Source organism: Sedimenticola selenatireducens, assembly GCF_007625115.1.
GTDB lineage: Bacteria > Pseudomonadota > Gammaproteobacteria > Chromatiales > Chromatiaceae > Sedimenticola > Sedimenticola selenatireducens_A.
The window spans coordinates 59277-85129 of the sequence record NZ_VMNH01000013.1 but is presented as its reverse complement, the minus strand read 5'-3'; the positions used below and the strand labels follow the sequence as shown (position 1 = coordinate 85129).

Below are 25853 nucleotides of genomic sequence, written 5' to 3'. Positions count from 1 at the left end.
AAGCGGAGATAGGACTATCAATATGATTAGTTCCCGATTTTTTTCAACAAAGCATCCACTTCTGCCATATCTTCGAACTGCCGGGAACTCCCCTTAATCTCTCCAAGTAGCTTGCTTGCTTCAGCCTTACGGTCCAACTGAACAAGCGTTGATGCGAGGTGATATTTTACAGAAGGATTTCCATAGTCGTAGACCAATGCCTCACGAAACGTACCTAATGCCTCTTCCAAATCACCCATTCGACTCTGAATCCAGCCCAATGTATCCAAGAAATTTGCATTTTTTGGTGCAGCCGCTATCGCTTTCCTTGCCATAGCCACAGCCTCTCCCGGCATGGCCGAAAGATAAAAAGTTTCAGCTGCGCTATTAAGTATCCGAGGAGAATCTGGATGCTGCTTTAACAATTTTTCATACCGGTTTTTTGCGCTTTTCATGGCGCCTAATCGGGTATAGGCCTCGGCCAGGGCCAACTCAACCTCTGGATCATCAGGGTATCTCTTCAGCCACCCACCCAATCGCTCAACCACTCGATCATTTGCTTTTTTAAATGAATAAATTCCTGCCAAGCCTAATATGGCTTGCCTGCTATCACCCAGGGTCAAGGCCTTCTCATAACTTGCCAGAGCCCTATCTTGATCACCCAGTCCACGATACAACTCTGCAGTTAACAGATCACCTGCTGGTGTATCTGGCGTAAGCTTCCTAACCTGGGAAATGAGACGCAGAGCATGCACTTCATCACGCTCTTCAATTACTAGTTTTATTAAGGCGATATAGCCGGCCAAATAATTCTCATCATATACCAAGGCCTTCTTCAATGACGCAATTGCTCCCGCCCTGTCATCCGCATCAGCCTGTGCTTTCGCCAGTGTCATGTATGACTTACCTTTGTTTAGTGCAAAGTTGGTTGCTGTCGTAAATGACTCAATCGCCTTTTGTCGCTGATTCAGCTGTTGATAGACTCGTCCCATCATTGTGAACGCCTGTGCGTCAGTAGGATTTCGGCCAATAAATTCATCAAGCACAATGAGTGCCTTTTCAGAGTCTCCCGATTTAACGAGCGTGTCTACAAGGCCATCTAGAGTAAAGTGAATGTCATTTTTAAGTAAAAACGCCTTGTTGTACCATAGTAGTGCCGATTTTATATCGCCCAAGATGCTATAGGTGTTACCCAACTCGACCATCAATTCGTAGCGCTCAGGATAATCGGCCACCTTAGTCTCAAGATAATCCAGTGACGCCTTCCCTTTGCCCCGGACCAGATCCATCCTCGACAGATGTATCATGGCATCGGTATTAGCTGGATCAAGCTCCAGCGCCCTTTTAAACCAGGTTTCAGCACCTTTCAAATCACCACTCAGTCCCAAAGTGGCGCCGTACTGCTGGGCAAATCGTGAGCTCTTCGGCGAGGACTCAACTAATTGCTTATAGATTCCAATCGCGTTTCTGTAGTCTTTCTTCTTCAGATAGGCATCAGCAAGCAACAGATCCAATTCAACCCTATCCTCACCATCTTCCTTGACCTGTACTAACAGCCCAATCGCCTCGGTTAACTCACCTGACGCCACCTTACTACGGGCGAGATTAATCCTGCCTAACTCCGACCCCGGAGCCAACTTCACAACCCTCTCAAAATACTGCTGAGCCAAGTCATAGCTCTCCATATCCATGTACGCCATACCCAATAATGAAAGGATATTAGGGTTATCTGGGTAGACCACATTCACTTTTGCCAGAATACCTCGGGCATTTTCAGGCTTTCCGCCGATGAGTTCTATAGTGGCAAGTGTTCGAATCGATTCAAGATCATTAGGTACGACTTGCAAGTATTTATTCAAGTAGGATTTAGCCACATCGTAGCTACCCAACTGAAAACTGGTTATTCCTGCCAAATACAGGTAACTAGGATTTGTTCGCATCACATCAGGTGGCACTGATTTCAGCGTTGCAACGACATCCCCAATCCGAGATTCGGCATCTTTCTTATCACCTTTTAGAGCACTGATGATAGATTTCAGGTATTTAGCGCGCGGCTCGCGGGGTATCTGCGCGAGGATAAAATCAACATCCAATTCCGCTCCCTGCAAATCGCCTTTTTGCATAAGAAGGCCCGATCGCGCAAGACGAGCAGCCAAATGATTTGGCACCAAGGTAATGGCACGATTAAGGGATGTCAGCGATCCGGAAAAATCGCTTCTCAGACGCTGAATATTGGCATTCAACAACCAGGCATTTGCAGAAGCTGAGCCGCTGCTCAAAACCTCATCCAGAATAATAGCAGCCTGATTGACCTGATCACGCTGTAGAAGCACCTGTGCCTTGCCAAGCTTCGCCTCTGTCAGATTGGGCTGCAGTTTTAGTGCCTGATCAAATTCACGATACGCAGAACTTAATTGAAAAAGGCCAAGATGAGCCCTACCCCTGAAGTACCCCAGCCGCGCCTCCAGATTCCGCTCTCTACTTGCTGGTTTTGCAATATCAAGTGCCTGTTGATACTTGTCCTGAAGCAGATATGCCTCTGCAAAGAGGGGCAAGAGCCTATTGGCACTCGCACCATGTGCTTTAGCAAACTCTAATTCGGCTTCAGCAACGACCCCATTTCCTTGGCCGATAAGGACCTCCGCCATGAGCAGCCTTGAAGGCAAATGATCCGGATCGAGTTGCAGTGCATTCTTAAGGTGGATTATCGCATTGGAAAACTGCTCGCCCTGAAAACTTTTTAATGCATCTTCATAATAGTGTCCAATATCTTCAGCAGCCGCGGATAAGGGAGACCATGAACAAAGAATCAGAACAAAGAATACAAAAAGCTTCTTCATGTAAAACGCACCATTATGAAATAAAAAAGAAAGTTCACGTAGTCGGCAATTTGAGACATCTGTGACATAAATAAAGCATCATGACAGCCCGCACCATAGTAAATAAACAAAGAATATTATGCGAAGGTCAATATCAAAAAATAGCTATTAGTTGACAGCTTACCAGAACAAATCACTCGAAGATGCCTGATCTCCCAGATCAAAGCCTCAAAGAGAAATACCATCGATCTTAAGTATTTTTCCAACCTTTTCGGTCGTTATAATGGGCAGGCTGAACCATCCGGTTAGTGTCAGTATTTTTTACACAGGATCAAAAATGCACGCGATATAATAACCATTAGTATTTGTTTTATATCAAATAAATATTAGTGGCCCAATAATTGCTTGCTTGCAGATATAGGTTAAACTTCAACTCAGTGAGTTTGTATTATGAAAAAACGTAGCGTCATTAACACCCTACTGGTAGCACTTTTACTTTCTGGGTTCGCCACTTCTGCATGGGCTGCAAATTCAGTTACAACCACCATTATTGATCCACCAGACAATCCCTACGGAGCAGACAACATCTATGGGATTTCGAGTATGAATGTTAACTGGAACTCTAATGACGATGTGGTTGTAGACGTCTACACTGCATTCGCTGGTAAGTCCAATGCATACTATTACGGCGGCTCAAAAATTCTCTATGGCGATCTCATGATCAGCACCGGAAGTGGCTGGGACTATGCCTTTCATATCCATAATAAAACTTCAAACGTCGGCGGGGATGGCTGGCTGATTGATTATGCCAATTCCGATGGTTATCTCGAAGTTCAGGATTATCACAACACCAACGAAAGCAGGAAAAACACTGTTGTCGCCGTAGACCATGGCGCAAACCAGCTTACAGCAGCTAATCAGGGATCGTGGTCCGTCGGCTCTGGCGTAGTATCATTTTCATTTAACGTCTCCAGCCTTAATCTTTCTGATCCAGCCCAACTTGCATTTCGCTGGGCTATGACGTGTGCAAACGATATCATCTCGGGAGTCGCTTACGGCCCAGGTGGCAATCACCAAGTACCTGAGCCCGCCATATTAGCCTTATTCCTATCGGGTCTTGTCGGCTTTGGCGTGATGAGAAAACGCTCATTGAAAGGCACATTACTAGAGGCGTAAGGTATTACAGTAGGTAAGTAATATCACTACTCAGGAAAATTTGGGATAGAATAGTACACGTAGTGGTAATCTCTGCTAAAGGAATGAAGCCACTAAACGCTATAAACACATGCTCTGTTATCTAGGATGTTGACGCCATGTCAGACAGTAATGATAAAAAATCTGGTGTAGTTGAAAATGAGGCCGATCAGAAGCCGGTTTCCACCAGTCGTAGGAATTTCACTAAAGCAAGTCTACTTGCCACCCCTGTTCTGATGAGCGTAGCCAGCAAACCTGTCTGGGCTACCACAGGAAGGCGATGTACCGTATCTGTTCTTATGTCTGGCAACACATCTGTCCCCATAGACTGGACCAGCTGTAGATCTTGTAGCCCGGGCTACTGGCACCATGAACGATCATGCTGGAGCACTGCTGGCATGAATCACGAGAAAGACACCACTTTTGGTGCGTTTTTCTTAGGCAGCTTCAACAGAGATCACTACTTCAAGGATGAAAAAAAGGCGCTCGACACACCTTTAGAAGATTTTTTCCCATCCGTTGGCGGTGACGAACCTTTCATGAAATTCGCTAGAGCAGCAACCGCCAGCTATCTTAATGCGATGGCTATTGGACATCTGTTTGGTGGCAATATACCAACTGCCGCACAGATTCAGACACTTATTGCTAACGTCTTCTATACTTCAAGGCTAGGCAAACCAAGCAAGGAAAATCGCGATACCAGACGGATTCTTGCTGGCGAGAAGGCTACAGACTTGTCTCGCTATTATGATGAAGGCTCAGAAGAGTGTATTCTTCCAAATAATGGTAGATGCCCAGAACAGGGATTTAGGACTTAAAATAAGAAATCAGTCTCTGATTTAAGATTTCTTGTAGACAAACTCAATGAACTTAAATGGCGCCAGCCTGAAAGTTAGTCATAGCGCCTGGAGTTTAGCGACAAGTGGAGAATATCACTGGGCACAGTGGAATGACTCGGATGAGATCGTGCTCTACTTCACTGGCTCTGGGGATACCTTTCTAATCAGTTACTTTGGCTACCTTCTACTCGACGCACTTAAGGGTTCGCCGAAAACGGCTGAGGATCTCGACAAACTCCTCAGCGCATCGGACAGTATCCCGCATGACCTTTTACCAATCCCAAAAGAGATGATAGATTCACATCTATTTCATTTTCAAAAGTTGGGCTTGATAGAATTGTGACCGATACAATCAGTGCTTTGCCGTTTGACCATTTCTCTGGCTTCCTTAAAGGTGAAGGAATCAGAATAGAGACAGGTCCATTCATTACACGACTGCAGACTAAACTTACTGATGTTATTGAAAACCTGGCGCTGCTCTATTCCGATTACCCAATCTCCACTGAAGCCGGCTTTTCTGACTTCCATCTGGATATCCATAAACCAAATTCAATACGGCGCTGGATCCACCCCCAAGTTAACTTCACATTCGATGGGATAACACCTTTTAAGCCCTTACCTCGCCCACAAGCGTACGCAATTTTCGAGTGGGGTCTTAATTGGTGCATTTCAAATTACGCCCATCAATACCTCATTATTCATTCTGCCGTGCTGGAAAAAAATGGCGCAGCAATTGTTCTGCCAGGTATACCAGGGGCAGGAAAAAGTACACTATGTGCAGGGTTAGCGCTCAGTGGGTGGCGCTTATTTTCTGATGAAATGGCTTTGATAGAACCTAGCAGTGGTCAGTTGGTCAGTAGCCCACGACCTATAAGCTTAAAAAACGAATCCATTAATATCATCAAAAACTTCAGTTCTTCTGCAGTTTTTGGCATTACTATTAACGATACTACTAAAGGCTCAATTGCTCACCTGAAACCTCAAATAGAGAGTATTCAGCGCTGCAAGGAAAAGACAACCCCAAGGATTATTGCTTTTCCCAAGTATCGGACAGGCGCCAGAACATCCCTGACCCCCTTAACTAAAAGTCGCGCCTTTATGACACTTTGCGAAAATTCATTTAACTACTCCATCCAAGGAAAACTAGGATTTGAAACGATCAAGTCATTGATTAGCAGTTGTGACTGCTTTGAATTTGAGTACAGTAGTCTGGATGAAGCCATCAAGACTTTTGATACACTTATTGAACAGATGGAATAGCGTTCAATATGAATCTTGTCGTAGAAGCTCTTGTAAATCCAGAATCAGTTAAAAATCTGAGCGATACTCAGTGGGATCTCCTTATTCGCCAAGCCCGAAGTTCTGAATTGCTGGCACATCTTTACCATCGCTTTATGGCAGAAGGCATTTTTTCTTCGATACCCGAAAAACCAAAGAACCATCTTAAATCTGACGAAGTACTTGCCACCAAGCAGCACGAAGCGGCTCGCTGGGAAATTCTGCAAATATACCAAGCACTCGAATCAATCGGAACACCCTTACTTTTACTCAAAGGGGCAGCATACCTACATGCAGATCTTCCACCTGCTCCCGGTAGATTTTTCAGCGATATCGATATACTTGTGCCCAAAACAGTTATCAATGACGCCGAAGAGAAGCTTCATCAATGGGGATGGTTAACCACGCATAATGATGACTATGACCAGCGCTATTACCGTAAATGGATGCATGAAATACCCCCGTTACAGCATGTTGGTCGACACAGCACCATAGACGTCCACCACAACATACTACCACTCACAGCACGCCTGCATCCTGACCCGGAAAAAATGATTCAGGCTTCTGTTCAGATCGATGAATCATTCGAGCTCTACACGCTATGTCCTGCCGATATGATTCTTCATAGCGCAACTCATCTTTTTCATGATGGAGAGCTAGAGCATGGACTGCGTGATCTGGTGGACCTCGACCGGCTATTACGACATTTTGGGAATGACGCAAGTTTCTGGGAAACCCTGATAAACCGTGCCAATGAAATTGACTTATCTCGTCCTCTCTTTTATGCACTAAGATATACCTCAAAAATCCTTAATACACCGATACCTTTAAAAGCATTAAACTCGAAACAACTCGATAAGCCGGCCTATCCTGTTCAGTTTTTCATGGATCACCTCTTTTTAAGAGCGCTCGCCCCAGCGCACAAAAGCAGTAACGATTGGTTTACGGGTATAGCGAGATGGTTCTTATATATTAGATCCCATTACCTTCGGATGCCTTTGCACTTACTAATACCGCATCTGTTTTACAAGGCATACTTAAGACCTTATAAAGAATGGAGAGAGAATCGAGGTGCCGATTCAGGTAAAAAAACGGGTGGACATAAGGAGTCTGAATCCGAAATAGATATTTTCGAGTAGACCCCCTGTTCGAGACAGTATATAAACAGTAGAACAATAAAACACTAGGAGAAGATTATGGCTTCCCTGCTTTCCAACATTGGTTCACTCATTGGATTTCTTGGAATAGTAATATGCCTCGTAGCAGGTGTAACACGTCTATCGGGCAGTTTCTTTTTAGCTGGATATGGTTTACAAAGCCTGCTTTTGGCAGGAATGGGGCTATTGCTAGTAGGTTGCTTTTTGAAACTGGAAGCGCTCACGCGAGAATAAGCCGTAGCATCAGCTATCACGGTACCCGTTTGGGTTATTAGATTGCCAGCGCCAGGCATCTTGGCACATCGCATCCAAGCCCAGCATTGCATGCCATCCCAGTTCTTTCTCCGCAAGTGACGGATCAGCATAGCAGGCCGCTATATCACCTGGCCGTCTATCGACTATTCTGTATGGAACATCCCTACCGCTTGTCTGCACAAACGCATTCACCATATCAAGTACCGAATAGCCCTGCCCTGTTCCCAGGTTGTGTATGATAAGCCCCGGTTTCTCATCCAATTTATCAAGTGCAGCGATGTGTCCTTTGGCCAGATCAACCACATGAATATAATCCCGCACCCCTGTGCCATCTGCTGTTGGATAGTCATTTCCATACACCGATAACTGCTCCAATCTCCCGGCAGCTACTTGAGCTATATAGGGCATCAGATTATTGGGTATTCCATTGGGATCTTCACCAATCAGGCCGCTCTTATGTGCACCGGCTGGATTGAAATAACGAAGAATAGAGATATTCCAGGATTTATCCGATGCATATATATCTCGCAGAATATCCTCAATAATGAGTTTTGAACGCCCATAAGGATTTGAAGCAGATAACGGAAACTCTTCACGAATGGGCAGGGCTTCAGGATCACCATACACAGTGGCAGATGAGCTAAATACAAAAGTTTTCACCCCTGCGGATTTCATCGCCTCCAATAAGGTAAGCGTACCTGCGATATTATTCTGGTAGTAGTCGAGTGGAATCTCGGTGGATTCACCCACAGCCTTGAGGCCCGCGAAATGGATCACTGCATCAACGGGGTGTTGTTGAAATGTATTTTCCAGTAGCGCGGCATCCCGTATGTCACCCTGGATAAAGAGTACATCTTTACCTGCAATCTGTTTTACGCGATTCAATGACTCGCGATAGCTATTACACAAATTATCAACTACAACCACCTCATGGCCTGCCTCAAGCAGTTCAACACATGTGTGTGAGCCAATATATCCCGCACCACCGGTTACCAATATTCGCATACTTAAATATCCGTTACTTCCATCAACTGAAAAACATTGTCCATTATTCAACAAATAGCAGAGTCAAACCACGCAGAATCTCCCGAAGACGAGCTTTCGGTTAAAACCAGATTGATTATTTGAAACAAAGAATGGTGCCCGGGGCCGGACTTGAACCGGCACGGTCGCAATGACCGGCGGATTTTAAGTCCGCTGCGTCTACCAATTTCGCCACCCGGGCAGGGTCTTTTTATAAAGCGGATAAAAAATGGAGGCTGAGCCCGGAGTCGAACCGAGGTAGACGGTTTTGCAAACCGCTGCATAACCACTTTGCTACTCAGCCATTTTTCTTTTCAGGGGCGCAAGTATCCTGTATTTTTCAGGATTTTTCCACTACCTGAAGAAGAAAACCCCGAGCTGTTACCCGGGGTATTCTGAATACTTGGAGCGGGAAACGAGATTCGAACTCGCGACCCCAACCTTGGCAAGGTTGTGCTCTACCAGCTGAGCTATTCCCGCATCGCCTGATGCGCGGGCTATTGTAGTCTCCCAGCCGACCGTGTCAAGCCGTAGATTGCTCGACTAGCCGTTTTTTTCCTCTTCAACGAGTGACTGATCATTCAGGCTGGGCCAAGCGGCCTTGATATACATGACCATCGACCAGAGCGTCAGAATGACTGCAACATAGAGCAGTACAAATCCTATGGTATACATCGGCAGAGTAAAGAAATCATCGCGATAGATCATTAGAAAGATCGCCGTCATCTGAAAAGCGGTTTTTATCTTACCTATGGCCGATACGGCAATAGTCGCCCGGGCACCTACCTCTGCCATCCACTCCCGCAGAGCAGAAATTGTAATTTCGCGCCCGATAATCACCAGTACAGGTATCGCCAATCCCGGTATGGGATCTTGTTGAACAAGCAGAATCAACGCTGCTGCAACCATTAATTTATCTGCCACAGGATCCAGAAACGCACCCAATGCAGATACCTGCTCCAATTTTCTAGCGAGATAACCATCAAACCAATCTGTGATAGCCGCTAATGCAAACACCAATGCACAGGCCTGTGCGGCATGCTGCCATGGCAGATAAAATATAATCACGAAGACTGGAATTAGAAGTATCCGCAAGAGCGTCAGTATGTTGGGTATATTTTTGAACATGCGTCTCGTCTATTCTTCGTGAAAAGCGGCATAGATCTGTTCAGCCAATGTCCGGCTAATGCCCTCAACCCGCTCCAAATCTATAATCCCGGCCCTAGCAATCCCTTGAATTCCGCCAAAATGTTTCAACAGACCCTGGCGTCTCTTAGCACCGATGCCGCTTATCTGTTCAAGAACCGACGTCTTTCTACTTTTGTTCCTGCGCTGACGGTGCCCTGTAATGGCGAAGCGATGCGCTTCATCACGAATCTGCTGAATCAGATGTAAAGCCGGCGAATCTGCAGGCAGTATAATGGGCAGATCTTCCCCTAACAAGAAAAGCTGCTCCATCCCTGCTCGCCTATCCGGACCTTTGGCAACACCTACTAACAATACGCCGACGATAGCAAGCTCTTCCAATACATTCGCCGCAGCGTGAAGTTGCCCTTTTCCTCCGTCAATAAACAATATGTCCGGTAATACACCTTCCCCAGACTGGATGCGTGTGTAACGACGGGTCAGCGCCTGTGTCATCGCCGCATAATCATCCCCCCCCTGGATCCCTTCAATATTAAAACGCCGATAATCTGTTTTTAAAGGTCCATTCGAGTCAAACACCACACAGGACGCAACCGTTAGCTCACCACTGGTATGACTGATATCAAAGCACTCCATTCTGCTGGGTGTATCGTCAAGATTGAGTCCTCGCTGCAGTGCCTCTAGTCGATCTCTCATACCCGCTTTACTTGCCAGCTTTGCATCCAAAGCCAACATCGCATTCTGCATCGCCATGCGAAGCCATTGGGCTCTGTTGGCCCTCACCTTTTGGCGCACGTTCACTTGACGCCCCGCCTCCAGTGACAATACCTCTTCAAGTAAAGCCCGGTCATCGGGCGGGTGGCTCACGATAATTTCAGCCGGAATCTGTTTGCCAAGATAGTACTGAGTGATGAACGCCGACAGTATCTCACCCTCGTTATCTACTCCTGCCGTATTTGGAAAAAAGGCCTTATTGCCAAGATTGCGTCCATGTCGAATTAAAAACAGCTGGATACAGGTGCTACCACCTTTTTGACTACAGGCAATAATATCCAGATCACCCCGCTCGCCGGTTATGTACTGTTTTTCCTGTATTCGGCTCAAAGCGGCTATCTGGTCACGCAGTCTTGCGGCTTGTTCAAACGCCAGCACGGAGGAAGCCTTCTCCATGCGCGCCACTAGTCCATCAATGACCTCAGCGGTTCTACCCTCTAAGAACAGTACAGCGTCTTTTACATCCTCAGCATAGGCCTCTTCCGAAATAAATCCCACACAGGGAGCGCTACAACGTTTGATCTGATATTGCAAACAGGGTCTGGATCGATTGCTATAGAAGCTGTCGTCACATTGTCTTACGGGAAACAGTTTTTGTAATAACTGCAATGTCTCACGCATTGAACCAGCATTGGGATAAGGACCAAAAAAACGCCCTTTAGCCTTCCGCTTTCCCCGATGATAGGCAAGCCGAGGAAACTCATCCGCAGAGAGATAGATATAGGGATAACTTTTATCATCCCGCAATAAGATATTATATTTTGGTTTGAGCGACTTGATCAGGTTATTTTCAAGGATCAGCGCCTCAGCCTCGGTATGCGTTACCGTTACCTCAATGCCCTGTATTTTCGCAACCATGAGCTGGATACGGCGATTCTGGGCGCGTGTGAAATAGCTACTGACACGTCGCTTCAGATCCTTGGCCTTTCCAACATAAAGCACACTGCCATCACCCGCCATCATCCGATAGACACCCGGCAATCGGGTCAGACTTTTCAGAAAATGCTTGTGATCGAAGAATGTGTTGCCGTGTTCAAGCGCCATAGGGCGATTATAGAGCGTTTAGCAGACTTCTGGCACGCTCAAAGACAGCCTGGAACATTTCTGGCGTTAAACGACGTGTTTGTGTGTTGTATCGACTACAGTGATACGAATCGAGCAGTTCAATCTTGCCTGGCATTTTATGCTGCGCCAGATGGGCAAACTTGTAGGCACTTAACTTCAACCCCATGGCCTTGAGCACAGCATTATGGGCGACTAACCCAAGGGCGATGATAACACCACCCTCTGGCAGGGTCTTTAGCTCTTCTGTGAGGAATTGATTACAGGTATTTATTTCACTACCAAGGGGCTTGTTTTGTGGGGGTAGGCATTTAACAGCGTTGGTAATTCTGCAGTCAATTAATCGCAAACCATCAGATGCAGACAGAGACTCTGGCTTAGTGGAAAAGCCATAGCGATGCAATGTTTCGTACAACAGTATGCCTGCATAATCTCCTGTAAATGGACGCCCTGTTGCATTGGCACCATGCATTCCAGGAGCCAACCCAACCACCAGCAAGCGGGCAGAATCTTCCCCAAAAGGAGGAACAGGTCTGGCAAAATAGTCGGGGAAATCTGACTTCACCTGATCCAGGAATGTGGACAGGCGAGAACAACGACGACACGCAGGATCAAACACTGGATGATTCAGAAGCAGTGATCAAACCATGACGAAGGGCAAGGAGTGTCAATTCAACATCCGTTTCAACATCCAACTTTTCAAATAGCCGATGACGATAGGTACTCACAGTCTTGGGGCTCAGACAGAGAGAATCTGAGATAAACTGGGTTTTTTGTCCTTGAGTGATCATCATTAAAACTTGCATTTCACGTTGCGAAAGCCGGCTAAAGGGAGAATCAGGGTTTGCACCAGACATTCTGGCCAATGTAAGTTTTTGCGAAACTTCACTGGAGATAAAGGGACGACCAGCAGCAACTACCTTGATCGCCTGAAACAGTTCATTTGCGGGACAACCCTTGGTCAGATAACCCAGAGCACCAGCCTCGTGCAGTTGTTCTGGGAAGGGGGCATCTGATAGAACGGTAACAACAATAACCTGGGTATCCGGATTCTGCCTTCGAATGCGTCGAGTTGCCTCAATGCCCCCTATTCCGGGCATGTTGATATCCATCATAACCAAATCTGGTTTTAACTGCTTGGCCTTGAGAACCGCATCCTCACCACTTTCAGCCTCACCAATAACTTCAATACCCTGGGAATCATTGAGAATATGGCGGAATCCAGTCCGCACCAATTCATGATCGTCGACGAGCATCACCTTGATCACACGATTACCCCATTAAAGTTACTGAACAAAAATCCAGAATGATTGGAATAGCAAATAGTAAAATTCAAGCCAATCATATGGCCTTGTTAATTTTTTTAAGCCGAAACCACCCGCTCAAGTCATTTCATTCTTAATTATCACCTTATATTATCGAGCTTGACTGCTCTTGAAAAGCATTCATTTAAATCTAAAGGTTAAATTAGATAGAGGCTTTGGCTCAGTAATCAAACCTGTTTTTGATACATTTTCTGCATTGCAACGACAAATTCATCATATGAATCAAGGGGTAAATGATTAATACCCGCTGCTGCTGCCCTGCCGCCACCAGTTGGAAACATGCCACAAACTTCATCAGCGCCCGATCGCTTGGAGAGTGGCGCCCGTACACTCACCAAATATCCGCCCTGATGATTGCCTGTCAACACAGCATGTGCCCGATCTGGATCAGCGTTGGTCAGCTGGTTCCCTAAAGCCCCACTCACTCTTCTAGCCCAAGGCTCATCGGGTAATATTATTATTTTGATCGCTTCTGTCTGAAAATCACACTTTACACGCCCCGCGAGAGTGAGATCATCATAGTAACCTGCCTTAAGTAATGAGTAGCAGGAAGATGAATCATTAACGAAATCAATCGGCTCAGGGTAATCCAGCAGTGATAAATAAAGCTTGTCAGGTGCTATGTGCAAATCGTCGATCGTTTCACCATAGCCATTATAATTTAGGCAAACCCCTAATACCTCCAGTTGACTGATTCTATCGGCAGAATAGTGCATAGTGCGTCCAATCGATTCTGCTTGGCGAATCATATTGTCACCAAACGCCGCCGTAATCGCCCATGCTTTAAATTGACCACCCAAGTAGTCATTAACCAACAAACTGGTACAGGTCTCTGGTGCCGTATTTATTATAGCGTTTAAGTGTGGATGCTGGGGAACCTCACCCGCTCTATGATGGTCGACATAAAATACGTTAACTCCTTGACCCAACAGACGAATAAGATCCGTATGGTTCTTCTCCATTGAGATATCAAACACATTCAGCTGGTCATCGTTGTTTGCATCGACCCGGCTTAATAGCTGAATATCACGCTTTACACCCGTCACCAAGGTGCTTTTTTGTGGATCAGCCAGACGCATCTGCAGTAAGGCACAAATGCCATCTGCATCGCCATTAAATACGTCAATTATCGCCATTGAGTCATCACATCCTTCATTTACTACAATCAGATGTACTATTAAGTGGTACAGATCGCTATTTTACATGGAAAAGGCTTGACCTACGTAAATTCCACATCTGAGCAATGTAATAAATACTGCAATAAGTGGAGAGAATTTCCTCACGATCAAAGTTACCGATGATGGACACATCACCGTAGCTGAGGAGAGAACTCCCGACAAAGGAGAAACGGCGAACAGGTTATAGAGGTGAGCTTGAATAAAGAATCATGTGATTCATCAAACAGCTGACTTATAGGGGTTAGAACGGGGTTATATGAGGCAAGAAAAAACCCTGTAACTCGTTGAATTTACAGGGTTTTTGCTATGTGGCGGAGAGACAGGGATTCGAACCCTGGGAGGGCTACAAACCCTCGCTGGTTTTCAAGACCAGTGCATTCAACCGCTCTGCCATCTCTCCAAATTTTTGAGTTGCGAAATATACCCGATCCTCAAAGGTTACGCCAGTACTTCAGAAGACTTATTTTACTCTTGAATTATTGATCTCCCGCCACAATTCATTATGCTATGATCAACCTAATCGCCATGAACCAACTTATTATTTTGTAGTCATACTAAATAGATTGGTCGGCTAGACAAATTGCGTAACCATTGAATTACCTGGAGAAAATGCAAAATGAATCGATTTAACCAGACTATCGCTCAACCTGCACAAAGTGCACTGGCGGTAAATAAAGTCATCAAGAACACCTATATGCTGCTTTCTGCAACACTGTTGTTCAGCGGCGTGATGGCGATGGTTTCCATGTTCTTCGCCATGCCACCGATGGCTTATCTCATCTCAGTAATTGGTGCAATGCTCCTGGGTATGTTCGTGCTACCGCGCACGGCTAATTCATCTGCGGGCCTGGGGGTCATCTTCCTGATTACCGGCATGCTCGGTTTTGGGCTCGGCGCGATTCTTACCCTCTATCTGCAGCTACCCCATGGTCCACAGACTATCGCTACGGCGCTCGGTGGTACCGGCGTTATCTTTCTGGGTCTTTCAGGTTACGCATTGACCAGCAAACGTGATTTCAGCTTCATGGGTGGGTTTGTATTTGCTGGCATGCTGGTGATGATGGTTGCCATTGTTGCAAACATCTTCCTGAGCCTGCCCTTCCTGTCACTGGCTATTTCCGCTGGTGTCATGCTGCTGATGAGCGCTTACATCCTATTCCAGACCAGTCAGATGATAAATGGCGGCGAGACAAACTATATCTACGCCACTTACAGCCTGTACATGGCTATCTTCAATATCTTTATATCTCTGCTGCAGATTCTGGGCGTTTTCGGTGGGGATGACTAATATCCTGATCTGAACTTAATCGGATCAAACCCCGGCCAGATGCCGGGGTTTTTGTTGGAGATAATAATGGACAATATCTGGCTACAGATTGCCATGGCCGTGACCATCGGCATGATGATTTTCTTCCTCTTTCCCAGGGCGATGCACTGGATGAAGAATGGCCCGAAAGCAGGCCAAGGGGATTGGATGGCTGCCGTTATCCCCTTGGTCGCTGTTGTTGCCTTTGTCATCCTCTTGGTGATGATGGTTTAGGGTTTATGTTTCTTCAGGTACAAAAAAGCGGCCGATTGGCCGCTTTTTTGTACCTGACTTTGATTCATCAAACCAAACGATCTACACCGCCCATGTAGGGTCTTAAAACCTCTGGCACAACGATACTACCGTCTTCTTGTTGGTAATTCTCGATCACTGCAACCAGTGTCCGGCCAACGGCGAGACCTGATCCATTCAAGGTATGAACCAACTCAGGTTTCCCGGTTTCCGGATTACGCCAACGCGCTTGTAAACGACGCGCCTGAAAATCCTCAAAGTTTGAACAGGATGATATCTCGCGGTAGGTATTCTGTGCCGGTAGCCACACCTCAATGTCATAAGTTTTAGCTGCTGAGAAACCGATATCGCCAGTACACAAGGTAACCACACGATAGGGCAACCCTAGCTTCTGCAGGATATTCTCAGCATGCCCGGTCAACACTTCCAATGCCGCATAAGAGTCGGTGGGCCTGACAACCTGCACCATTTCAACTTTCTCAAACTGATGCTGGCGTATCATGCCGCGCGTATCCCGGCCGTATGATCCGGCCTCACTCCTAAAGCATGGCGTTTGTGAAACCCACTTGCGGGGCATGTCGACATCTTCAACAATCGTATCTCGGACGAGATTGGTGACAGGCACTTCTGCCGTTGGAATAAGATAGTAGGGAAACTCGCCCGCCAGTTTGAAGAGATCCTCCTCAAACTTGGGCAATTGGCCGGTTCCCTGAAGGCTGTCAGCATTCACCATAAATGGGACATAGGCCTCGGTGTAACCGTGCTCACTCGTGTGAATATCCAACATAAATTGCGCCAACGCCCGATGCATACGGGCCAGCGGCCCTTGCATAGTGACGAAGCGAGAGCCGGTTATCTTGGCGGCAGTTTCAAAATCCATCCACCCTTTTGCGCTACCAAGATCAACGTGATCTTTGGGCTCGAAACCAAATACCTTGGGCTCTCCCCAACGACGCTCTTCTCTATTATCAGCCTCATCTCTCCCGTCTGGAACCGACGGATGGGGAATATTTGGAATACCCAGGGCGATCTCACTTAACTGCACCTGAACATCATTCAAATCATCTTGAGCCGTCTTGAGCCTGTCACCTAGATGGGCAACCTCATCCAGCAAGGGTTGAATATCCTCCCCTGACGCCTTGGCCTTACCGATCTGTTTGGATCGGCTGTTCCGCTCATTCTGCAATTCCTGGGCAGCGACCTGCAGATGCTTCCTGGAATCTTCCAGCGTCTTTATCCGCTCAACATCCAACTCAACACCACGACGTTTAAGTTTCGTTGCGGTCTCTTCAAGTTCATTTCTCAGTAAGCGAGGGTCGAGCATTTTTTATTCACCACTATTTACATTTGCGGGCCAACTAACGATATGGCCTGGCTTGATTAAAGAATTAAGATGATTCAGTACGATTTCAACTTTTGCCGGTTCGTCGAAGAACTCCAAAATCATCGGTAGGTCCAGTGACATATCCAGTAAGCTAGAGGAGTGAATTTTCCCCGATCGCCCAAAGCCGGTTATGCCACGAAATGCGGTTACCCCCGCCACCTGCTCCTGGTCATGCAGTAACGCCAGTATCTGCTGATACTGATGTGTTCCTTCTGTCAGATAGATTCGAACCATAGTTACAGGCTTGGTACTCATATCTGTCTCCCTAGAATGACACCACCCCAACAGGCGAACAAGCAGGCGGCTACTGACAAGATCATATTTAATCCTGCCTTGGCATACTCAGCCTGTTCGACAAGATTCAGTGTTTCAATAGAGAAGGTAGAAAAGGTGGTAAATGCCCCGAGGAAACCAATCAACAAGGCCCCTCTCCATTCTGGGCTGACACTCATCCGCTCCAGAAACAGGATATACAGCAGACCCATCACGAACGAGCCGAGCACATTTACCGCCAAGGTTCCGTAAGGAAAACCACGCCCCAGCACAGCATAAATGCCATTGGAGACCCAAAAACGCATCAATGCGCCAACGGCCCCTCCAGCAGCAATAGTCAAAACCTGAGACAATGGTCAATGCTCCGATAGCATTTCAACAAAAAGAGGCATTTTACACGCAGTTAGGTATTGAGAATACTCAGCATATCCAATGGTGATGATTATGCACTCGCTTACTTTTCACCCCGCGCCTGCTTATCCAGAGCCCTTAGTCGATCCAGTTTTTCACCGATCTTGATCTCTAAACCGCGTTTTACGGGGAAATAATAGCGGGTCTCATGCATTGACTCCGGGAAATAATGCTCTCCTGCGGCATAAGCATCCGGCTCATCATGCGCATAGCGATAGTTGTGCCCATAGCCTAACTCTTTCATGAGGCGGGTGGGCGCATTCCTCAGGTGTACGGGTATCTCATGGGAGCCTGCATTACGAATATCCTGCATGGCGGCCTTGTACGCCATATAGACTGCATTACTCTTCGGAGCACAGGCCAGATAAAGGACTGCCTGCGCAATCGCCAGCTCCCCTTCAGGACTCCCCAGTCGTTCCTGCGTCTCCCAAGCATTCAAGGCCACTGTCAGGGCGCGCGGATCAGCATTACCAATATCTTCAGAAGCCATCCGCACCACACGTCGTGCCACATAGAGTGGATCACACCCCCCATCAATCATCCGAGCAAACCAATAGAGGGCGGCATCTGGTGCAGAACCGCGCACCGATTTATGCAGTGCAGAGATTTGATCATAGAAGGCGTCCCCGCCCTTATCAAAGCGACGGACACTACCGGCAACAACTTCTTTCACGGCAGACTGGGAGATAATCTGATCCGTCGTAAGATCTGCCGATATTTCCAATAGATTAAGAGCACGCCGCGCATCTCCATCGGCTGCTTCAGCCAGTATGCGACGCAACTCCGGCGCCAGCGTCAACTCACGATCACCTAATCCGCGTTCGCGGTCTGCTAACGCCTGGTCAATGATCTGTTCCAGATCGTCCACATCCAGACTTTTCAGGACATAGGTGCGTGCCCGGGACAATAGGGCGTTGTTCAATTCAAATGAAGGGTTCTCAGTTGTCGCACCTATAAACAGGACAGTGCCATCTTCCACATGAGGCAGGAAGGCGTCTTGCTGAGACTTGTTGAAGCGGTGCACCTCATCAATAAACAGTACTGTTTTTCGGCCATCAAGACGCTGTGCCTCTCGCGCCTTGTCGACAGCCGCACGGATATCCTTTACTCCCGAAAGTACCGCAGAGAGACTCAGGAACTGGGCACCCGAGTGTCGAGCAATCAGAGTAGCCAAGGTGGTTTTACCCGTACCGGGTGGCCCCCAGAAGATCAGGGAGTGTAGGCGATCTGATTCGATTGCCATGCGTAACGGTTTACTCTCACCCACGATATGGGACTGACCAAGAAACTGTTCAAGCGTCTCAGGACGCATGCGATCGGCAAGGGGTCTTATCCGTTCAGGTGCATCGCTGGCGAACAGATCAGTAGAAGAGGTCACAGCGCTTATGCCTACTGTTGATAAAGGTCGAAGGCATCGGGCCGGGTAAAGACAAAAAAGCCCCGTTCAAAGACTGGATTTTGTTTAATATCGTAGAATTGGAAACGCGTAATCTGACCGAAAGCATCTGTCATCTCCATACGATGCAATTGGTTATCACTGAATGCAAGCAACACCCGAACAAACTGGCTCTCTTTATCTCTTGGGATCAGTTCAACCCAGGCAAAGCCCTGACTATCCCCGATATCAATCACCTCAAAGTGCTTCGCAACCGGATCGCCACCGATCAAAAATTGCGCAGGGGTTCCCTTCAGAGCGGTATCTTGCGTCTGAACACTCACCTGCTCAAGTTCTGGGTCCAACAACCATATCTGCCTACCATCTGCAACGATTTGTTGCTTATCAGGCTCCGAGTAATCCCAGCGAAAGAGATCCGGACGCTGCATGGAAAAAATCCCCTGTGAACGAGCCGCCTGTCGCTGTTGAGGGTCCAACACTGACTGCTCGAAACGCGCCTGCAGGCTCTGCAACTCATTCAGAAAGACATCCATCTGCTGCAGTCCAGTATTGGCAGAAGATGTCGAGAGGGAGAGCGCCAATTGAATAAAGACGCACAACCGGATTAAGTATTTATTGAAAATCACATCACATCTCGGGTGGTGGTGGGGCCAATACTTCCCTATTTCCATTGGACTGCGCCGCGGAAACAATGCCCGTGCGCTCCATCTCTTCAATAAGCCGGGCGGCACGGTTGTAACCAATCTTCAATCGCCGCTGTACTCCGGATATGGATGCACGTCGCGATTCAGTGACTATCTGGACAGCTTCATCATATAAGGGATCACTGTCCTCTGTATCAACGTTCTCTCCTGAGAGACCCGGAATCATCTCGGTTGGTTCCCTGAGAATCTCCTCAATATAATTTGGTGCACCGGTCTTTTTGAGATGCTCAACCACACGATGGACTTCATTATCATCCACAAAGGCGCCATGCATGCGCTGGGTAATACTGCCGCCAGGCTGCATATAGAGCATATCGCCATGCCCTAGAAGATGCTCGGCCCCCATCTGATCAAGGATGGTCCTTGAATCAATGCGGGACGAAACCTGGAAAGCAATTCGGGTAGGTATATTGGCCTTGATAAGGCCTGTAATAACATCCACTGAGGGACGTTGAGTAGCCAACAACAAATGGATACCTGATGCCCGCGCCTTTTGCGCCAGACGAGCGATGAGCTCTTCAACTTTTTTACCCACGACCATCATCATATCGGCCAACTCATCAATGATGACCACAATATAAGGCAGTCGGCTCAGGTTAGGTACCTCCTGCGCCTCAAACATGGGATTGGGCTGGAACAGGGGATCTTTGATCGGTTCGCCGCGCTTCTCTGCATCACTGATTTTTTTGTTATAACCGGCGATATTGCGAACGCCCAGAGAAGCCATCAATCGATAACGGCGCTCCATCTCGCCGACACACCAACGCAAGGCATTGGCCGCCTCCCGCATATCCGTGACGACCGGGGTAAGAAGATGAGGAATACCCTCGTAGACAGAGAGTTCCAGCATCTTGGGGTCCACCATGATCAGCCTGACCTCTTCCGGCGTTGCCTTGTAGAGTAGACTCAAGATCATGGCGTTAATTGCCACTGATTTACCCGATCCGGTGGTACCGGCAATCAGGGCATGCGGCATCTTGCCAAGGTCCGCAACCGCAGGATTACCAGCGATATCCTTTCCAAGCGCAAGCGTCAGGCGGGACTTAGCGGAATCATAGGCCTCTGATTTCAGCACTTCGCTTAGATAGACCATTTCGCGGTGTTCATTGGGGATCTCCAGACCAATAACCGTCTTACCTGGAATCACCTCTACTACACGGACACTGATGGTGGAGAGTGCCCTGGCAAGGTCTTTCGACAGATTGGTGATCTTGCTAGCCTTGGTCCCCGGTGCCAGTTGCAACTCAAACAGCGTGATCACGGGTCCGGGATGTACAGCCACCACCTCGACCTCAATACCAAAATCTTTTAGCTTGAGCTCAACCAGTTGCGACATGGCTGCGAGCGCTTCTTTGGAATAGCCGAGGCCACTCTTTCTGGCCACATCCAGCAAACCTAGCGGGGGCAGACTCCCCTCAGCTGGGGTATCAAAGAGCGGGACCTGCTTCTCCTTTTCGACCCGCTCGCTGGTTTTGACTTCACGAATAGTAGGTTCGATTTTGGGTGGTGTGCGGGTCTCAAAGCGCTTCTTCTCCACTTTGAAGGTTTCGCTACGCTTCTTTTTAACCGCTTTCGCTCTGCGCGTCTCCTCCAGGCGACCTCGAATCGACCCTAGATAACGAAAAAGCCTGAGTACCAGCCCCCCCAAGCCATCCATCACCCTGAACCAGGAGATTCCCGTGAACAGGGTAAAGCCCGATAACATCAGGGCAAGCAGTAGTAGGCTGCCGCCAGCAAAACTGAATACACTAACCAGCTGCTCTTGAAAGAAAGCACCTAAGATGCCCCCAGAACCACTGGGTAAGAAGGTGGCCACATGGGTCAGATGCAGGGCGGCTAAACTACTCCCTGCAATGAGGGTCAATAGAAATCCAACCCAGCGCAACGTAACCATTGGAATATTCAGCGTATTGTCTGGATTGCGTTCTTTTAATATAAGCCAGCCACTCCAGCCGACCATCAGGGGAAACAGATATCCCCAGAGCCCAAACAGATTGAGCAGCACGTCTGCAAGCCAGGCGCCGACAAGACCACCCGCATTTTCGGCAAACTCACGCGGCCCTGCATAGGACCACCCAGGATCATTCTCTGTGTAGGTAACCAACGAGAGTAGCAGGTAGGCGGATATAGCCACCAGCAGCACCAGCGCACCCTCTCGCAACCGCTGTCCAGCGACCGTTCCCGGGTTGTTCTGCAATTGTTCTGTTTGACTGGCCTGCGCCACCGAATTCACCAAGTTAAAAATAGATTTTAAATTATATAGTTAGAAGCACTATTTAGTCTAATTTCATAACTGACTATCAAAAGGCATAACGAAACTGTCTCACTGCCCAATAATGAGGAATTGCACGAAAAGAGTCTTTACCCTCCATCACGCTTTCCGTACCATCATCTCCCAAATTCCTCTTGGGTTTAAAATCCCACTGAGGATCAGGGTTATCCAATACCTTCCGATACCCTTTGATAACGAGCTTACCGCCTGAATCACGCCAATCTGTAGGCGTGTGTTTCAGTCTACAAGGTTTTTAGCAGGAGTAATTATACATGAGTGATACCAAGCATTGTCGCCTTCTAATTCTCGGCTCCGGCCCCGCCGGTTATACCGCCGCAGTGTACGCAGCACGGGCCAATCTTAATCCGGTATTAATCACCGGCATGGAACAAGGCGGACAATTGACCACGACCACCGAAGTAGATAACTGGCCGGGGGATTTTGAAGGGGTACAGGGTCCTGAACTTATGGATCGGATGCTTAAGCACGCTGAGCGCTTCGATACCGAGGTGATTTTTGATCATATTCACACAGCTGAATTAACCCAGCGTCCCTTTCGTTTAACCGGCGATCAAGGCACTTACACCTGTGATGCCCTGATTATTGCAACAGGTGCCTCTGCGCAGTATCTGGGGATGGAGTCTGAAGAAGCCTTTAAAGGACGCGGCGTTTCAGCCTGCGCAACTTGTGACGGCTTTTTCTATAGAAACCAGAAGGTTGCCGTAATCGGCGGGGGCAATACCGCGGTAGAAGAAGCACTGTATCTGTCAAACATCGCAGCCGAAGTTGTAGTTGTCCATCGTCGCGACAAATTCCGTTCTGAAAAAATACTCGCCGATCAATTGATCCAGAAAGCCGAGAATGGCAACGTCACTATTGAATGGGACCACGTATTGGATGAAGTATTAGGTGATCAAAGCGGTGTAACCGGGATGCGCATCAAAAACGTCAAGGATGGTACCACCAAAGAGATCGATCTGATGGGCATATTTATCGCCATCGGTCATAAACCGAATACGGACCTATTCCAGGGACAACTCGAAATGCGCCACGGCTATTTAACCGTACAGGGAGGCCTGGAAGGTAACGCCACTCAGACCAGCATTGAAGGCGTGTATGCAGCAGGAGATGTGGCCGATCATGTCTATCGACAAGCCATCACCTCGGCCGGCAGTGGCTGTATGGCCGCGCTGGATGCTGAACGCTATCTGGATGCAAAAGAAGCAAAATAATCTATATGAAACGTCGCATCTACAGACCAGAAATCTGTAGATGCGACGCGTGTACTGACAGATTTCAACTACGAGCCTTTAATTTCAGGACGCAGTTGTTCAGCATCACTTCCTGGAAGCGATTGACCTGCTGAAATGAGATACCACAGCAGTAACGACTATCTTCAGGATCATTATTGTGACTGATGACTGATCGATTGCAGATATCTGTCAGGACCATAATCTGCTCCTTCTCGCCACACACATCTACCTCAAACTTCACCACCAAACGTTCGCCTTTTCGACCGAGAGGCTCAAGACTTTCCAACCTGGCTCCAGTCATACTGAGATCCTTCACCAATGCGGGTTGCCACGAATCATCATTATCAGGATCCCGAGTATTGCGCACCAATGCAGGCAGATTGGCATTGATCCGCTCAGCATTGCGTACAGCAAGGCTTTCAATATTTTCCGGATAACTCAAATGAAGATGGGGAAATGGTTTGGTTGCCGAGTGTGTGACTGTCGAGATAAAACCCATCACATTACTGCCTTGAAGAATGCGTACTGCAAAGCGCATCCCATCTTTTATAAACTGGACCTTTTCATGTACCAGCGGTGTGGTAACAATCAGCCCCCTCCCCTCAAGGTAACCGATCAATGTGACCGTATAGCGATCGGTATACTCGGGTGAGATTCGCTGTAACTGAAGTGTGTTACCAACATGCAGATTGAGTATTTTTTCAGCCATAGAAATTATTTCAAGATACCTATACTCTTCATATTGCAGAGATTTGGTAAAAAGGCAAGTGCCTGTAAAAATATGATTTCATTACTTGACCCCGATAACCCGCACGCACCCTTTCCCCCGGTCGATTCCGCAGAACGGGAACCTGATGGGCTACTCGCCGTCGGCGGCGACCTTTCCCCTGTCCGTCTGCTCAATGCATATCGTCAGGGGATCTTCCCATGGTACTCTGAAGAACAACCCATACTCTGGTGGTCACCCAACCCCAGGATGGTGCTATTTCCCCAGAAAATCAAAGTCTCCAAAAGCTTAAATAAAACACTGCGTAATCGTGGATATGTTTTTAGTTTTGATCAAGCTTTTTCATCTGTAATAAACCATTGCGCCATGCCACAACCCGGTAGAGAAGAGACCTGGATAACGGATGAGATGATGGATGCTTATATTCACCTTCACAAGCTCGGCTTTGCACACTCGGCAGAGGTGTGGGAAGAAGACCGCCTGGTTGGCGGTCTTTACGGCGTTGCGATTGGTCGCGTCTTCTTTGGTGAGTCAATGTTCAGCTTGTCACGGGATGCCTCAAAGATTGCCCTCGTACATCTCGCAAATGCCTTAGCTGAACAAGCCTTCGAACTGATTGATTGCCAAGTCTATACCGCGCATTTGGTCACGTTGGGCGCAGAAGAGATAGACAGAGACTCATTTACACAACTACTCAATCACCACTGCCAGCAGACAGGTTTTATTGGCTCTTGGCAAAAAGGCATCAACCCACAATGAACCAACAAGGATCTCAACCACAAAGGGTCATGCTTTACCTGTCAGGTGACCACCCCTGCTCCTATCTTGATGCACACATCGCCAGAACCCTGTTTGTTGATCCAAACCAAGCGCATAGGCAAGCCCTCTACAATGAACTGATTCACCAGGGGTTTCGTCGTAGTGGCGAGATGATCTATCGGCCTGATTGCACATCCTGCCAAGAGTGCATCTCGCTACGGCTAGACGTGGATCAGTTCAAACCCCGGCGTACTCAGCAACGTGCATGGAAACGCCTGAAAGACAACCTCCAGATTGTTGAACAACCGGCAGAGTACAATCCCGATCATTTCACGCTCTTCAAACAGTACGTCATTCATCGTCACCAGGAGGGAGAGATGGCTGACATGACGGAGATCGAATACCAAAACTTTATCTCCAGCCAGTGGTCAGACAGCCGCATATTTGCATTTCACCAGAAGGATGAACTGGTTGCTATTGCCGTTACGGATCTCCTCCGCGACGGACTCTCTGCTGTCTATACTTTTTTCGACCCTAATCTTGAATTCCTGAGTTTGGGAACATTCAGCCTGCTTTGGCAAATTGAAGAGTGCAAACGGCGTAATCTCCCATGGCTTTATCTGGGCTATTGGATTAAGGGGTGCAAAAAGATGGCCTACAAGAATCAATTTCATCCCCATGAAGCCTTTATCGATGGACTTTGGGTCAAAAACTCAATCAACAAGCCACACCAAAAAATCATTTAATTGGACAAAATGCTTGCCATTAGTTGATTTTCACTCATAATTGCGCGCTTGTTTTAGTCGGCTTTGTGATATAATGCTCGGCTAGCGACTCAAGGGTAACCAGGAAACCGAATGGCTAAAGAAGATTTTATTGAGATGGACGGTACAGTCGTTGAGACTCTGCCCAACACTATGTTTCGCGTTGAGCTGGAAAACGGCCACGTGGTCACCGCTCACATCTCAGGCAAAATGCGTAAGCACTATATCCGTATCTTGACCGGCGACACTGTCACTGTACAGTTAACGCCCTATGACCTGAGCAAAGGCCGCATTACCTACCGCGCACGCTAATCAGGATTCTG

26 protein-coding genes and 4 tRNA genes are annotated in these 25853 nt (G+C 47.6%); 12 read left to right on the top strand and 18 right to left on the bottom strand.

Annotation, left to right across the window (positions count from 1 at the left end; genetic code table 11):
* Positions 1-26: 26 nt before the first annotated feature.
* The gene (prsT, locus tag FHP88_RS11440) at positions 27-2819 is read right to left on the bottom strand and encodes an XrtA/PEP-CTERM system TPR-repeat protein PrsT (protein WP_144359207.1); all 2793 of its coding nucleotides are present in this window, start codon (positions 2817-2819) and stop codon (positions 27-29) included.
* Positions 2820-3248: 429 nt separating this feature from the next.
* Here prsT and FHP88_RS11435 point away from each other — a divergent pair, with 429 nt between their 5' ends.
* The 6 genes from FHP88_RS11435 (at position 3249) to FHP88_RS11410 (ending at position 7500) form a co-directional block, all read left to right on the top strand.
* Complete coding sequence (locus tag FHP88_RS11435; protein ID WP_144359206.1) at positions 3249-3974, top strand: PEP-CTERM sorting domain-containing protein; 726 nt, start codon at positions 3249-3251, stop codon at positions 3972-3974.
* A 416-nt stretch (positions 3975-4390) separates the two neighbouring features.
* Positions 4391-4810: a hypothetical protein gene (locus tag FHP88_RS11430; RefSeq protein ID WP_144359205.1), complete on the top strand. Its 420-nt coding sequence runs from the start codon at positions 4391-4393 to the stop codon at positions 4808-4810.
* Between the two features lie 46 nt (positions 4811-4856).
* Positions 4857-5174, top strand: coding sequence for a hypothetical protein (locus tag FHP88_RS11425; protein WP_144359204.1), 318 nt, complete (start codon positions 4857-4859; stop codon positions 5172-5174).
* On the top strand, positions 5171-6091 hold the full coding sequence (locus tag FHP88_RS11420) for an HprK-related kinase A (protein ID WP_260843262.1): 921 nt from the start codon (positions 5171-5173) through the stop codon (positions 6089-6091). The genes FHP88_RS11425 and FHP88_RS11420 overlap by 4 nt, the downstream gene beginning before the upstream one ends.
* A gap of 8 nt (positions 6092-6099) precedes the next feature.
* Positions 6100-7248: a nucleotidyltransferase family protein gene (locus tag FHP88_RS11415; RefSeq protein WP_144359203.1), complete on the top strand. Its 1149-nt coding sequence runs from the start codon at positions 6100-6102 to the stop codon at positions 7246-7248.
* 57 nt (positions 7249-7305) lie between these two features.
* Positions 7306-7500, top strand: a complete 195-nt coding sequence (locus tag FHP88_RS11410) for a hypothetical protein (protein WP_144359202.1) — start codon at positions 7306-7308, stop codon at positions 7498-7500.
* A 9-nt stretch (positions 7501-7509) separates the two neighbouring features.
* On the opposite strand, the gene galE is transcribed toward FHP88_RS11410, so the two are convergent.
* The 10 genes from galE to FHP88_RS11360 form a co-directional block, all read right to left on the bottom strand.
* Entirely contained in the window at positions 7510-8526 is a 1017-nt protein-coding gene (galE, locus tag FHP88_RS11405; protein WP_144359201.1) for a UDP-glucose 4-epimerase GalE, read from the bottom strand.
* A 132-nt stretch (positions 8527-8658) separates the two neighbouring features.
* Positions 8659-8746 (bottom strand) — tRNA-Leu (locus FHP88_RS11400).
* 28 nt (positions 8747-8774) lie between these two features.
* Positions 8775-8848 (bottom strand) — tRNA-Cys (locus FHP88_RS11395).
* 100 nt (positions 8849-8948) lie between these two features.
* Positions 8949-9024, bottom strand: a tRNA-Gly gene (locus tag FHP88_RS11390).
* Positions 9025-9087: 63 nt separating this feature from the next.
* The gene (gene pgsA, locus FHP88_RS11385; RefSeq protein ID WP_144359200.1) at positions 9088-9672 is read right to left on the bottom strand and encodes a CDP-diacylglycerol--glycerol-3-phosphate 3-phosphatidyltransferase; all 585 of its coding nucleotides are present in this window, start codon (positions 9670-9672) and stop codon (positions 9088-9090) included.
* Between the two features lie 9 nt (positions 9673-9681).
* Complete coding sequence (uvrC, locus tag FHP88_RS11380; protein ID WP_144359199.1) at positions 9682-11508, bottom strand: excinuclease ABC subunit UvrC; 1827 nt, start codon at positions 11506-11508, stop codon at positions 9682-9684.
* A gap of 7 nt (positions 11509-11515) precedes the next feature.
* A complete protein-coding gene (locus tag FHP88_RS11375) occupies positions 11516-12145 on the bottom strand; it encodes a uracil-DNA glycosylase (protein WP_144359198.1) in 630 nt (209 codons plus the stop codon).
* On the bottom strand, positions 12138-12794 hold the full coding sequence (uvrY, locus tag FHP88_RS11370; RefSeq protein WP_144359197.1) for a UvrY/SirA/GacA family response regulator transcription factor: 657 nt from the start codon (positions 12792-12794) through the stop codon (positions 12138-12140). The genes FHP88_RS11375 and uvrY overlap by 8 nt, the downstream gene beginning before the upstream one ends.
* A gap of 224 nt (positions 12795-13018) precedes the next feature.
* The gene (locus tag FHP88_RS11365; RefSeq protein ID WP_144359196.1) at positions 13019-13987 is read right to left on the bottom strand and encodes a DHH family phosphoesterase; all 969 of its coding nucleotides are present in this window, start codon (positions 13985-13987) and stop codon (positions 13019-13021) included.
* Positions 13988-14338: 351 nt separating this feature from the next.
* A tRNA-Ser gene (locus FHP88_RS11360) sits at positions 14339-14429 on the bottom strand.
* A 216-nt stretch (positions 14430-14645) separates the two neighbouring features.
* Here FHP88_RS11360 and FHP88_RS11355 point away from each other — a divergent pair.
* Both FHP88_RS11355 and FHP88_RS11350 read left to right on the top strand, forming a co-directional pair.
* A complete protein-coding gene (locus tag FHP88_RS11355) occupies positions 14646-15317 on the top strand; it encodes a Bax inhibitor-1/YccA family protein (RefSeq protein WP_144359195.1) in 672 nt (223 codons plus the stop codon).
* A 66-nt stretch (positions 15318-15383) separates the two neighbouring features.
* Positions 15384-15569 (top strand): hypothetical protein, encoded by a 186-nt coding sequence (locus tag FHP88_RS11350; RefSeq protein WP_144359194.1) that lies wholly within the window; start codon positions 15384-15386, stop codon positions 15567-15569.
* Positions 15570-15636: 67 nt separating this feature from the next.
* Here FHP88_RS11350 and serS read toward each other — a convergent pair whose 3' ends face one another.
* The 6 genes from serS to FHP88_RS11320 form a co-directional block, all read right to left on the bottom strand.
* On the bottom strand, positions 15637-16911 hold the full coding sequence (gene serS / locus FHP88_RS11345; RefSeq protein ID WP_144359193.1) for a serine--tRNA ligase: 1275 nt from the start codon (positions 16909-16911) through the stop codon (positions 15637-15639).
* 3 nt (positions 16912-16914) lie between these two features.
* Complete coding sequence (locus tag FHP88_RS11340) at positions 16915-17226, bottom strand: DUF190 domain-containing protein (RefSeq protein ID WP_144359192.1); 312 nt, start codon at positions 17224-17226, stop codon at positions 16915-16917.
* Complete coding sequence (gene crcB, locus FHP88_RS11335; protein ID WP_144359191.1) at positions 17223-17597, bottom strand: fluoride efflux transporter CrcB; 375 nt, start codon at positions 17595-17597, stop codon at positions 17223-17225. Before crcB ends, FHP88_RS11340 begins: the two co-directional genes overlap by 4 nt.
* Positions 17598-17698: 101 nt before the next feature.
* A complete protein-coding gene (locus FHP88_RS11330) occupies positions 17699-19033 on the bottom strand; it encodes a replication-associated recombination protein A (RefSeq protein ID WP_144359190.1) in 1335 nt (444 codons plus the stop codon).
* A gap of 11 nt (positions 19034-19044) precedes the next feature.
* On the bottom strand, positions 19045-19677 hold the full coding sequence (gene lolA, locus FHP88_RS11325; RefSeq protein WP_186297696.1) for an outer membrane lipoprotein chaperone LolA: 633 nt from the start codon (positions 19675-19677) through the stop codon (positions 19045-19047).
* 1 nt (position 19678) lies between these two features.
* The gene (locus FHP88_RS11320; protein ID WP_144359188.1) at positions 19679-21979 is read right to left on the bottom strand and encodes a DNA translocase FtsK; all 2301 of its coding nucleotides are present in this window, start codon (positions 21977-21979) and stop codon (positions 19679-19681) included.
* 320 nt (positions 21980-22299) lie between these two features.
* Between FHP88_RS11320 and trxB the strand changes: the two genes are divergently transcribed.
* The gene (trxB, locus tag FHP88_RS11315; protein ID WP_144359187.1) at positions 22300-23259 is read left to right on the top strand and encodes a thioredoxin-disulfide reductase; all 960 of its coding nucleotides are present in this window, start codon (positions 22300-22302) and stop codon (positions 23257-23259) included.
* Between the two features lie 64 nt (positions 23260-23323).
* On the opposite strand, the gene FHP88_RS11310 is transcribed toward trxB, so the two are convergent.
* Positions 23324-23989 (bottom strand): flagellar brake protein, encoded by a 666-nt coding sequence (locus FHP88_RS11310; protein WP_144359186.1) that lies wholly within the window; start codon positions 23987-23989, stop codon positions 23324-23326.
* Here FHP88_RS11310 and aat point away from each other — a divergent pair.
* The 3 genes from aat to infA all read left to right on the top strand — a co-directional run bounded on the left by aat (position 23963) and on the right by infA (position 25842).
* Positions 23963-24766, top strand: coding sequence for a leucyl/phenylalanyl-tRNA--protein transferase (aat, locus tag FHP88_RS11305; RefSeq protein WP_313957294.1), 804 nt, complete (start codon positions 23963-23965; stop codon positions 24764-24766). The two genes, FHP88_RS11310 and aat, sit on opposite strands and share 27 nt — an antisense overlap.
* The gene (locus FHP88_RS11300) at positions 24763-25512 is read left to right on the top strand and encodes an arginyltransferase (RefSeq protein ID WP_144359185.1); all 750 of its coding nucleotides are present in this window, start codon (positions 24763-24765) and stop codon (positions 25510-25512) included. The genes aat and FHP88_RS11300 overlap by 4 nt, the downstream gene beginning before the upstream one ends.
* 111 nt (positions 25513-25623) lie before the next feature.
* Positions 25624-25842: a translation initiation factor IF-1 gene (gene infA, locus FHP88_RS11295; protein WP_144359184.1), complete on the top strand. Its 219-nt coding sequence runs from the start codon at positions 25624-25626 to the stop codon at positions 25840-25842.
* Positions 25843-25853: the final 11 nt, after the last annotated feature.